6 protein-coding genes are annotated in these 11,520 nt (G+C 73.4%); all 6 read right to left on the bottom strand.

The window, feature by feature from the left end; genetic code table 11:
- Positions 1 to 1,536, bottom strand: a 1,536-nt coding sequence (locus tag FREUN1FDRAFT_RS27040; protein WP_006543460.1) for a polyketide synthase, incomplete at its 3' end; no start/stop codon positions are given.
- A 6-nt stretch (positions 1,537 to 1,542) separates the two neighbouring features.
- Complete coding sequence (locus FREUN1FDRAFT_RS27035; RefSeq protein ID WP_006543459.1) at positions 1,543 to 8,124, bottom strand: type I polyketide synthase; 6,582 nt, start codon at positions 8,122 to 8,124, stop codon at positions 1,543 to 1,545.
- A 62-nt stretch (positions 8,125 to 8,186) separates the two neighbouring features.
- Positions 8,187 to 9,047 carry an ACP S-malonyltransferase gene (gene fabD / locus FREUN1FDRAFT_RS27030; protein ID WP_006543458.1) on the bottom strand — a complete coding sequence of 287 codons (861 nt, stop codon included), beginning with the start codon at positions 9,045 to 9,047 and terminating at the stop codon, positions 8,187 to 8,189.
- Between the two features lie 63 nt (positions 9,048 to 9,110).
- Positions 9,111 to 9,377, bottom strand: coding sequence for an acyl carrier protein (locus FREUN1FDRAFT_RS27025; protein ID WP_006543457.1), 267 nt, complete (start codon positions 9,375 to 9,377; stop codon positions 9,111 to 9,113).
- 558 nt (positions 9,378 to 9,935) lie between these two features.
- Positions 9,936 to 10,148: a ferredoxin gene (locus FREUN1FDRAFT_RS27020; protein WP_006543456.1), complete on the bottom strand. Its 213-nt coding sequence runs from the start codon at positions 10,146 to 10,148 to the stop codon at positions 9,936 to 9,938.
- A gap of 74 nt (positions 10,149 to 10,222) precedes the next feature.
- Positions 10,223 to 11,449: a cytochrome P450 gene (locus FREUN1FDRAFT_RS27015; RefSeq protein ID WP_006543455.1), complete on the bottom strand. Its 1,227-nt coding sequence runs from the start codon at positions 11,447 to 11,449 to the stop codon at positions 10,223 to 10,225.
- Positions 11,450 to 11,520: the final 71 nt, after the last annotated feature.

Below are 11,520 nucleotides of genomic sequence, written 5' to 3'. Positions count from 1 at the left end.
CGCGGCTCCCTCCGCGCCGCCGGCCGCGGCGCCCTCCCCTGCACCGGCGCCCACCACGACGCCGGCGCCCACCACGGCGCCGACGTCCGCCGGGCCGACGATGACGTGGGCGTTGGTACCGCTCATGCCGAAGGAGCTGACGCCGGCGTAGCGGCCATCGTCCGGTGACCAGGCCTCGACCTCGGTGGGGATGGCGATTCCGGTACCGGCGAGGTCCAGACGCGGGTTCAGGGTCCGGAAGTGCACCAGCGGCGGCACGGCCCGGCGCTGCACGCACAGGATCGCCTTGAGCAGGCCGGCCATGCCCGCCGCGGACTCCAGGTGGCCCAGGTTCGACTTCACCGACCCGACCGTCAGCCGGCGCCCGCCGCGCGGACGGCCGAGGACGGTCGCGATCGCATCCATCTCGATCGGGTCCCCCAGGGCGGTTCCGGTGCCGTGTGCCTCCAGGTGCCCGATGTCCGCCGCGGTCAGGCCCGCGTCGGCCAGGGCCGCGGCGATGACGTCGATCTGCGACCGCACGTTGGGCGCGGTGATGCTGGCGGACCTGCCGTCCTGGTTGAGCGCCGAGCCGGCGATCACCGCGTGGATGCGGTCGTTGTCCCGCCGGGCGTCCGCGAGGCGCTTGAGCACGACGATTCCGCAGCCCTCGGAGCGGGTGAAGCCGTTCGCGCGGGCGTCGAACGGCTTGCACAGCCCGTCCGGGGCGAGCAGGCCCGACTGGGAGATCAGCCTGGTCGACGCCGGCGACACGATGAGGTTGACGCCGGCGGCGAGCGCGACCTCGCACTCGCCCCGCAGCAGCGCCTGCCGCGCGAGGTGGACGGCGACCAGTGAGGACGAGCAGGACGTGTCCACCGCCATCGCCGGGCCGGTCAGCCCCAAGGTGAACGCGACCCGCCCGGCGGAGTAGCAGATCGCGTTGCCGATGCCCCAGACCGCGTCGACGTCGGCGGGCCGCCAGTCGTCGTAGTCCTGGTTGGTGATGCCGACGAAGAATCCGGTGCGGGTCTCGGTCAGGCGCTCCGGGGGCAGCGCGGCGTCCTCGAGGGCCTCCCAGGCCACCTCCAGCAGCAGCCGGTGCTGCGGGTCGAGCCGCCGTGCCTCGCGGCCGCCGATACCGAAGAAGCCGGCGTCGAAGTCCATCACCTCGTCGAGGAACCCGCCTTTGCGGTGCAGGCCCGCCCACTGGTCGGCGAACGGGCCCATCCGCGTCTGGCTGAGCGGGGTGACCAGGTCACGGCCGGCGGCGAGCGCCGTCCAGTAGCCGTCGAGGTCGTCGATGCCACCGGGCAGCCGCAGGCCGACGCCGACGACGGCGAGCGGCTGGTCGGCGCGTTGCGCGTCGAGCTGGGCGCGCAGCGAGCGGATCGTGTCGAGCGCCCGGGTAAGCGCGGTGCGCGACGCGGGTGCGGGTGCGGGTGCGGGTGCGGGTGTGGGTGTGGGTGTGGGTGTGGAGGCGGGTGCGGGTGTGGAGGCGGGTGCGGGTGTGGAGGCGGGAAGGGCCGCGGGGGCGGGGCTGTCGTCGTGGGCCATGGTTTCTCAGTCCTCCTGGGCGGCAGCGGGGGCCGCCGCCTCGAACAGTCGCTCCGTCAGGGCACCGGACAGGGCGCGCATCGTTCCGTACGTCCACAGCAGGGTCGGCGACAGCTTCAGGCCGAACGCCGACTCCAGGCGGTTGCGGAACTCCAGGCCCATCAGGGAGTCGAGGCCGAGCGACTTGAACGGCAGGTCCCGTTCGATCGCCGTCGGGTCCAGGCGCAGTACCCGGCTGGCCAGCTCGCGCACCTTGCCCTCGAGCAGCTCGCGGCGGTCGTCGCCGTCGCTGGTGCGCAGCCGGGCGAGGAACTCGTTGCCCTGCTCCCCCACCGGGGTGCCGTCGCGCGACGCCCGGCGCAGCACGCTCCAGCTCTCCAGCGCGGCGGTGTGCGGGTAGGAGTCGAACCACTGCCGCAGGTCGAGGCGCAGGTAGGCGACGACCTGCCCGTCGGCACCCTGTCCGAGGGAACCCTGGCCCGGTCCGCCGGCGCCGAGGTAGCCGGCGAGTGCCTGCCACGCCTCGTCGGCGGTGAAGCTGCCCATCCCGCGGTCGGCCAGTCGGGCGCCCCGGTTGTCATCGCTCGCCGCCAGCCCGATCTCCGCGAACGGCCCCCACTGCACGCTCAGGCCGGGCCGGCCGCGGCGGCGGCGGGCGACGGCGAGCGCGTCGAGGTAGGCGTTGCCGGCCGCGTAGGCGGCCTGGCCGGCGTTGCCGATCAGCGCCGCGGCCGACGAGAACAGGACGAAGAAGTCGAGCGGGTCGGGGTCCGTCGCGGCGTCGAGGTTGCGGGCGCCATCGACCTTCGGGGCCAGTACCCGCTCGGCCTGCTCGGGCCGCAGGGTCAGGATCGTCGCGTCGTCGAGCAGGCCGGCGGCGTGTACGACACCGCGCAGCGGTGGGAGCGCGGCGCGCAGCTCGGTGAGCAGCGCGGTGAGCGCGGCGGCGTCGGCGACGTCGACCTGGCGGGTCTCCACCCGCACTCCCCGGGCTCGCAGGGTGTCGAGGCGGGCGGTCGCGGCGGCGTCCGGCGCGCGGCGGCCCAGCAGTACCAGGGTGCGGGCCCCGGAGTCGGCCAGGAACTCGGCGAGCGACAGGCCGAGCGCCCCGAGCCCGCCGCTGATCAGATAGGTCGCGTCGGCGCGGAACCGGCCCTGCGGCATCGGCTCCGGCGCGGCGGGCGGCAGGTCGGCCGGGTCGATCCGCACCACGAACTTGCCGATGTGGTTGCCGTGGGACATCTCCCGCAACGCCTCCGCCACCTCGGCGAACGGACGGGTGATCACCGGCAGCGGCGGCAGGTCGCGGGCCTCGACCCGGTCCCAGACGTCGCGCAACAGCCGCGCGAAGCGCACCGGGTGGCGGGTCATCAGCGCGCTCAGGTCGACCGAGTACAGGCCGATGCCCTTCTGGAACGCGCTGAGGCTGATGGTGCGCCCGCCGTAGATGTCCTTCTTGCCGACCTCGACGAACCGGCCGCCCTCGGCGAGCAGGTCCAGGCCGAGCCCGATCGCGGCGCCGGTCAGCGAGTTGAGCACCACGTCGACACCGCGCCCGCCGGTCACCGCCCGCGCCTGCTCGGCCCAGCCGAGGTCGCGGGAGTCGAAGACGTGCTCGATCCCGAGGTCGGCCAGGTAGCGGCGCTTCTCGGCGGTGCCCGCCGTCGCGATCACGGTGGCGCCCAGGTGCCGGGCGACCCCTATCGCGGCCAGGCCCAGGCCGCCGGCCGCCGAGTGGATCAGGACGGTCTCGCCCGGGGCAAGGCCGGCCAGGTCGTTCAGGCCGTACCAGGCCGTCGCGGTGACCATCGGCACCCCGGCGGCATCGACGTCGGCCAGCCAGTCGGGAACCTTGCGGGTGTGGTCGGCGCGCAGGGTCAGATGCGACGCCAGCGCCGGCATCGCGCAGGCGACCACCCGGTCGCCGACGGCCGGGTCGGTCACCCCGTCGCCGACGGCCGTCACGATGCCGGCGCACTCGGTGCCGAGCAGGCCGGCACCGCGCGGGTCGGGGTAGGTGCCCATTGTCTTCATCACGTCGAGGAAGTTCAGCGCCGACGCGGTGACGACCAGCTCGACCTCGCCGGGGCCCGGGGGACGGCGGACCAGTGGACGCAGCGTCAGCCCGTCCCAGCCGCCGCGGCTGTCCGGGCTGAGCCGAACCGCCTGCTCGGCGCGCCGCCACGGCGTCACCCCGGCCGACGGCTCGCCGGGACCGCCCGTGGCGGCGACGAGCCGGCCGACGTAGCGACGGCCCTCCCGGACGGCGACCTGGTCGGTTTCCGCCTCCGGGGCGGACAGCAGCGCCGACAGCCCCGTCACGATGTCGGCCACCCGGCCACGTGCACCATGCGTGACGTCGAGCAGCACCGGACGCAGCTCCGGGTGCTCGCGGCCGAGCACCCGGCCGAAGCCCCAGTACAGTGCGGCGCCGGGATCAGGGGCGGCGAGATCGGCAGCGGCGCGGTCGGGGGCCGGGGCGGCGGTCCCGTCGACCGCCTGGGCGTTCGTGGTGACGATCACGAACCGCGGGGTGGTCGGCTGTTCCACGGCGGCCGACACGAGCGCGGCCAGCTCGAGCAGCCCGCGGCGCTGCGCGGCGAGCCCGGCGTCGGCCGCGGGGGCGAGCACGACGACCTGCGTCGGTGCGGAACTCCACGGCGCGGCGGGGTCGGCCAGGTCGGTGACGGCCGGGGTGACGCCGCGGGCGGTGAGGGCCTCGGCCACCTCCCGGGCGGTGTCCCCGAGGCCCGGGCCGGCGACGACCGCCCAGCTCCCGACCTCGTCCACGTCGGCCGCGCCCACACCAGGCGCATCCGCACCCGCCGGGTCCGTCAGCTCCGCCGCGTCGGCGGCCGGGGACTGTTCGGTGAACTCAAGGCGGTAGTCGCGCCACTCCCCCGCGCCCACCTCGCCGGGGGCGTCGGGGAGGGCCTCCATGCGCAGGCCTTCCATCGTCAGCAGCAGGCGCCGGTCGGCGTCGAAGACGTGGAAGTCCAGGCGGGTCGCGTCGCGGCGCACCGCGTGCGACCACAGCGCGGTCGGCGGCTCGGCGAGGGAGCCCACCACCCGCACCCGGTCCACCGAACGCGGCACGACCGCGCCGTCGCCGCCGGTCAGGGCCAGGGCGACCTGCAGCGCCGCGTCCCACAACGCCGGATGCAGCTCGTCGGGACGCGCGCCGGCCCGGCAGCGTTCGGGCAGCACCACCTCACCGAGCGCCTCGGCACCGGTGGCGCCGGCCGCGCCGGCCGCGCCGTCCGCGCCGTCCGTCCCGGGGCCGGCCTGGAACAGCCGGCGCAGGCCGCGGAACGACGGGCCGTAGTTCAGACCGCGGGCAGCCCACGCCGCGTAGAGCTCCTCCGGGTCACCGGGTTCGCCGGCCAGCAGATGCCCGGGGAACACCGGTTCGTCGGGCGACAACGGGTCGTCGAGGGATCCGGCGCCGGCCGGTGCGGCAGCGCCGTGGTGCACCCGTGCGGTGGCATGCGTCGTCCAGTCGGTGGCGCCCGCGGGCAGCGACGACAGGACGAAACTGCCGCCGCCGCTGACGTCGTCCCGCCACAGGACGCTGACGCGCAGCGCGTCGTCGCCGAACGTCAGATCGCTGCGGAACTCGACGTCGGTCAGTGCGCCCGGCACCGCGCCGGTGCGGGCCCGGGCGGTGGCCAGCGCGAGCGCCAGCATGCCCACACCGGGCAGGACGACCGCGTCGAACACCCGGTGGTCGACGAACCAGGGGGTGTCGTCGCGGGCGAGCTCCAGCGCACCCGTCCAGACGTCGCTTTCGGTGACGGACGGGGTGAGGGTGACGTCGAGCGCGCCGGCGCGCCGCGGCCCGCCGCGGCCGGCCTCGACCCAGTACGTGCGGCGCTGCCACGGGTAGCCGGGGACGGGCGCCCACGCGTCGCGCGGCAGCCGCCCGAACGGTTCGAGGCCGGCGACGTAGGCGCGGCCGAACGCGTGCGCGAGGTCTGCGGCCGTGCCCTCGTCGCGGCGCAGCGTCGTCACCACCCGCGGCGGGTCCTCCCGCGCGCCCGCCAGCTCCTCGACGGCCGGTGCGAGCACCGGATGCGGGCTGATCTCGACGACGTGGGTGACGCCGTCGTCGAACAGGTCCGCCAGCGCGTCGGCGAACATCACCGGCTGGCGCAGGTTGTCGGCCCAGTAGACGGCGTCCAGCTCGGGGCCGGTCAGCAGGGTGCCCCGGACCGTCGACTTCAGCGGGATGTCGCCGGCGCGGGGGCGCACCGGGGCGAGGGCGGCGAGCAGGTCCGCGCGCAGCTCGTCCATCTGCGGGCTGTGCGAGGCGTAGTCGACGTTGACCAGGCGGCAGAACGTGCCGTCGGCCTCCAGCAGCTCCTTCAGCGCGAGCACCGACTCGCCGTCACCGGACAGGACGCACGAGCGCGGCCCGTTGTTGACGGCGAGCGAGACGACCTCCTCGAAACCCTCCAGAGCCGCCCGCGCCGCGTCGACGTCCAGGTCGACGGCGAGCATGTGGCCGCGGCCCGAGGCGCGCCGCACGATCACGGCGCGGCGGGCGACGATCAGCGCGGCGTCGTCGTAGCTGAGGATCCCGGCGACGGTGGCCGCGCCGACCTCGCCCTGGCTGTGACCGATGACGACGTCGGGTTCGACGCCGGCCGCGCGCCAGACCTCGGCGAGGGCGACCGACACCGCCCACAGCGCCGGCTGGACCTGGTCGACCCGGGCCAGCCACTCGTCGCCGGCGGCTCCGGCGAGCAGCTCCCGAAGGTCCCAGTCGACATGCGGGCGCAGCGCCGCGGCGCACCGGTCGATGGTCGCGGCGAACGTCGGGTCGGTGGCGAGCAGGTCCCGGCCCATGGCCGCCCACTGGGAGCCCTGCCCGGGGAACACGAACGCGGTCCGGCCCGCGGCCCGCGCCTTGCCGACGAGCAGGTCCGGGCCGTCCTGGGTGTCGCCGGAGGCGAACCGGTCCAGGGCCGCGGCGGCGCCGGCGGCGGTGGTGGCGAGAACCGCCAGCCGCGACGTGAACTGGTCGCGCCGCCAGGCCAGCGTCCCCGCCAACGCGGGCAGTGCGGGCGGCGCAGGCGGCGCCACCGTTCCGCCGCCGGCCGTGCCACCGCCGTCAGCCGACGCAGCGCTGTCGGCCGGGGCGGGTGCCAGCGCGGCGCGGACGTCGTGGGCCCGCGCGGTGAGCGCCGCATCGGTCTGCGCCGACAGCGCCAGCAACACGGGCGTCTGCGCCGCCGGGGACTGCGCCGGCGGGGACTGCGCCGGCGGGGACTGCGCCGCCGGGGATGCCGGGACGTGGGCCGCGGGCGGCGGGTCGGTGACCACCACGTGGGCGTTCGTGCCACCCCAGCCGAACGAGTTCACGCCGAGATAGACGGGGGCGTCGGCGGGGAGCCCGACCGGCTCGCCGGTAAGGCGCAGGTTCAGCTCGTCGAAGGGGATATCGGGGTGCGGGTCGTCGGCGAACAGGCTCGGTGGAACGACCCGGTGCTCCAGCGCGAGCAGCGCCTTGACCAGTCCGGCCATGCCGGCCGCCGGCTCGAGATGGCCGATGTTGGTCTTGACCGAGCCGATCGGCAGCGGGCCGGCGCCCGGGGAGCGCCGCGCGCCGAGCACCCGCCCTATGGCACCCGCCTCGACGGGGTCGCCGCGGCCCGTTCCGGTGCCGTGCGCCTCGACGTAGGCGACCTGGTCGAGGGGGATGTCCGAGTCCGCGTAGACCGTGCGCAGCAGGTCCTCCTGCCCGCTCGGGTTCGGCGTCACCAGGCTCTCGCCGCCGCCGTCGTTGTTCACCGCCGTGCGGGCGATGACACCGCGGATCCGGTCGCCGTCCGCGAGCGCCCGGGCGAGGGTCTTCACATACACCGCCGCGACGCCCTCGCCGCGGACGAAACCGTCGGCGGTGGCGGCGAACGCCTGGCACCGGCCGGTCGGCGACAGGCCGCCGAAGTGGGTCAGGCCGACCGAACCCTCCGGGGAGAGGATCAGGTTCACGCCCCCGACCAGCGCCGCGTCGATCTCACCGGCCAACAGTGCCTGGCCGGCCAGGTGCAACGCCACCAGCGACGACGAGCAGCCCGTTTCGACGGCCAGCGACGGCCCGGTGAGTCCGAGGAAATACGAGATCCGGGTGGCGGCCATGTCCATCGCCGTCCCGAACGCGCTGTGCTGGGTCGGGGCCGCGCCGCGGTCCTTGCGCAGCAGCTCGTAGTCATGCCAGGACGAACCGACGTACACGCCCGTGCGGGTGCCGGCGAGGCTCGCGGCCCGGGTCCCCGCGTCCTCCAGCGCCCGCCAGGTCGTCTCCAGCATCAGCCGGTGCTGCGGGTCGATCGCGACGGCCTCCCGCGGGGAGATGCCGAAGAACGTGGCGTCGAAGTCGCCGACGCCGTCGAGGAAACCGCCGACGTCCTGGATCACCTTCTCCGGGTCCAGCTGGGCGGTGCGGTCCCAGCGGTCGGCCGGGACCGGGCGGATCGCGTCGCCGCGGTCGACCAGCAGCCGCCAGAAACTGTCGAGGTCAGGCGCGCCGGGAAAACGGCCGGCCATACCCACCACCGCGAGGAGCCGGGACGGTTCCTGCAACACAATCGATCTCCCAAACGGTAGGAGTTCCCGAACGGTGGAGTTCCGCGTTCGGACGGTCCGGTTCACGCGACGGCGCGCAGCCGCTTCCCGCGGATCCTGTCGACCATTCCCGCCAGTGTTTTTCCAGGGCCCAGCTCGACCAGGTCGAATTCACCGGCTGCCAGCAGGAGGCGAATGCTGCGCTCCCACTGGACGGGCTCGCAGATCTGCCGGGCGAGGGTGTGCGCGATCTCATCGGGAACATGCGGGCGGGCTGTCACGTTCGCGATGACCGGGATCTCCGGTGGCGCCAGGTCAAACTCCCGCGCGTACCGTTCGAATTCGACGGCGGCGGGTTTCATGTAACGGGAGTGGAACGGGCCGCTCACATTGAGCCGGACGGCCCGGACCGCGGTGCCGGCGGTTTCCCGCAGCAGCGTGTCGACGGCGTCCTCCGGGCCGGCGAGCACGATCTGCCCGGGGGCGTTGTAAAGCGCCACGTCCAGCTCCGCCAGGCCCGGACGGGCGAGCAGATCGTCGACCTCCTCGGCGGCCAGGCCGAGGACGGCGGCCATCGTCCCGCCGGTGCAGCGGCTCATCAGCTCGCCGCGGCGGGCGACGAGGCGCAGCCCCGTGACGAAGTCGAAGACGCCGGCCGCGAACAGTGCGGCGAACTCGCCGATGCTGTGGCCGAGCAGATAGTCCGGGGGCGTCGGGTCGGCCTGCCGGTGCCGCAGGTAGGCCAGCGCCTCGACGACATACAGGGCCGGCTGCGCGTGCTGCGTGAGCAGCAGGGCGCCGTCCGGGTTCTCGACGCACAGCTCTGCGACGGAGTACCCGAGCACCGCGTCGGCGGCGGCCACCAGCTCACCGAAGTCCGCGAAGAGGTCCGCGCCCATTCCCGCCTTCTGGGCACCCTGCCCCGGGAATCCGATCACCTTCATCGTCGCCTCCCGTTCGTCCGTCGGGTGACCGTGAATCGTTCGGCCACGTGGCGTGGATGTGCGTCAGGCGCCGACGTCGACCGGCTCCGCGAGCTTCTCCACCGCCAGTGCCGCGATGTCGGCGATCGTGAAGTCGACGCCGATCTCACCGGCGACGAACAGCACGTCGTAGGTGTTCTTCAGCGCGACGGCGATCTCCACGGCACCGAACGAATCGATGCCGAAACTGCCGATGGCGGCGTCGGACGGGACTTCCTCGACGGGAACCTCGAGACGCTGCGACACGATGTCGATGATGAAGATCTCGATGTCCTCGACCTGCTGGCTCACGGCGCTTCTCCCTCGGACCGGCGGCCTTCCGACCACCCTGTGAGTACACGGATCGGGCGGTACGCCCACCGGCCGGATGCCGGCGCCGGGAACGTACCGCCCAGGTTCCATGTATTCATTGTCCGACCGGCCGCTAATCTCCTCCTTATACGGCCGCCCGGCGTGCCCGACCAACGCCGCTGCCGCTGCTGCTGCTGCTGCTGCTGAGCAAAACCTGAGGATTTTGATCGTGAGGGAGCGTGTAGCAGAATCCTGAGAAGTGGCGGATCCGGCCCCCACGATATTGACGTGGCGGCCCGCGCCCACCCGCCGCGCGGCGACCCACCGGGATCCCGCACCGCCACCCGGTATGGTCAATGCACTCCAATAGGGACAAAACGGGACGGCTTGTTCGCTTGACAATCCGCAAGAAGTGAGGATTTCGGCCGTCTTAACAGCCAAAACCTTCACTTCTTGCTCAGAAGCAGCAGAATAGGTGGAAGTCCGAAACTCAGGATGATGCGACGGGATCGAGGACGACGAGAATCCACAGATCTTCGAGCTGAGGATTCGAGGGCGTCAGCCCTCGATGTTTATCGCTCTCGCCGGGCACATCCGGGCGGCGGCCTCCCGCACGGCCGCCTGGTACTGCGCGTCGGGAACCGGCTGCAGCACCGTCGACTTCCCGTCCGGGTCGCGCTGCTCGAACACCTCGGGCGCCGCGCGCACGCACTGGCCGGCACCGACGCACAGATCGTGGTCGACGGTGACCCGCATCGTCGTCTCCCCCACCCGCCGCGCTCCTGCCGGCTGCACTCCTACCGGCTGCACTCCTACCGGCTCTGCTCCCACCCGCTGCGCCGGTGTCACCACGTGACCGGCAGCCGGTGCAGGCCGTAGAACAGCGCCTGGTCCTTGAACTGCAGGTCCGCGACCTCACCGTCGACCCGCAGGTCGGGGATGCGGCGGAACAGCTCGGTGAAGACGATCTCCAGTTCCAGCCGGGCGAGGTGCTGCCCGAGGCACTGGTGGATTCCGAAGCCGAACGCCAGATGCGATTTCGAGTTGCGGTGGATGTCGAACGCGTCCGGGTTCGGGAACACCGCCGGATCCCGGTTGGCGGCCGCGTTCGGCGCGATCAGCCCGGACCCGGCGGGGATGTGCACGCCGCGGACCTCGATGTCCTCGGTCGCCACCCGGCACGTCACGTGGTCGCCGATGCTGAAGTAACGCAGCAGCTCGTCGACGACCTTCGGGGCCAGCGCCGGGTCGGCCTTGAACTCGGCGAGGGCCTCGGGCTGCTGGAGCAGCCCGAGCGTGCCCAGCGCGATCATGTTCGCCGTGGTCTCGTGCCCGGCACCCAGCAGCATCACGGCCATCCCGACGAGGTGGTCGTGGTCGAACACGTCCGCCTCGCGGTACTTGCGGATCAGGGTGCTCAGCAGGTCGTCGCCGAGGTTCTCGGTACGTTCGGCGATGACGCGGCTGAGCAGGCCGCGGACCTGGATGAACGCGTTCTTGCGCTGCTCCTGGGTGCTCTCGTGGCTGAGGATCGCGCCGGTGGCGTGCTGGAAGAGGTCGCGCTCGGAGTAGGGGACGCCGAGCAGCTCCGAGATCAGCAGCGACGCGGTCGGGAGCGCGAACTCGTGCACCAGGTCGACCGGGCGGGGACCGTCGAGCAGCCGGGTGATGCCTTCGTCCACGATCTTCTCGATCTGCGGACGCATGGTCTGCACGCGCCGCATGGTGAACTCCCCGGCGAGCATGTGCCGGTAGAGGGTGTGCTCCGGAGGGTCCATCCAGATCAGGAAGCCCTTGATCTCTCCCGCGAGCGCCGCCGCGCCGGGGAACAGGGCGGGAAAACCCGGCCGGAGCAGGTTCTTGCTGGCCTTCGGGTGCGCCAGCAGATCGCGGGCCACGTCGTGGCGGGTGGTCAGCCAGCCCGCCGTGCCCTCCACATCGACCACCGGGGTGAGCGGGCCCTTCTCCGCGAGCTCGGAGTAGGCCGCGGGCGGCGCGAACGGGCAGGCGCGGGGCATCGGGAAGGTCGGCGGTGCGGGCGTCGGGGCCGGCACCGCCTGTGCTTCGGTCATCGTGGCCTCTCCAGCAGGTCGGATACGCGTGATCGTCGATCTGATGAGCCTTTTCCATCTCACGGGCTACG

It is taken from the genome of Parafrankia sp. EUN1f, from assembly GCF_000177675.1.
Lineage (GTDB): Bacteria > Actinomycetota > Actinomycetes > Frankiales > Frankiaceae > Parafrankia.
This window is presented reverse-complemented; position numbering and strand designations above follow the sequence as displayed.

Excerpts from the sequence above, each read along its gene's own strand:
- fabD (WP_006543458.1), bottom strand. The coding sequence starts at position 9,047 with ATGAAGGTGATCGGATTCCCGGGGCAGGGTGCCCAGAAGGCGGGAATG.
- FREUN1FDRAFT_RS27015 (WP_006543455.1), bottom strand. The coding sequence starts at position 11,449 with ATGACCGAAGCACAGGCGGTGCCGGCCCCGACGCCCGCACCGCCGACC.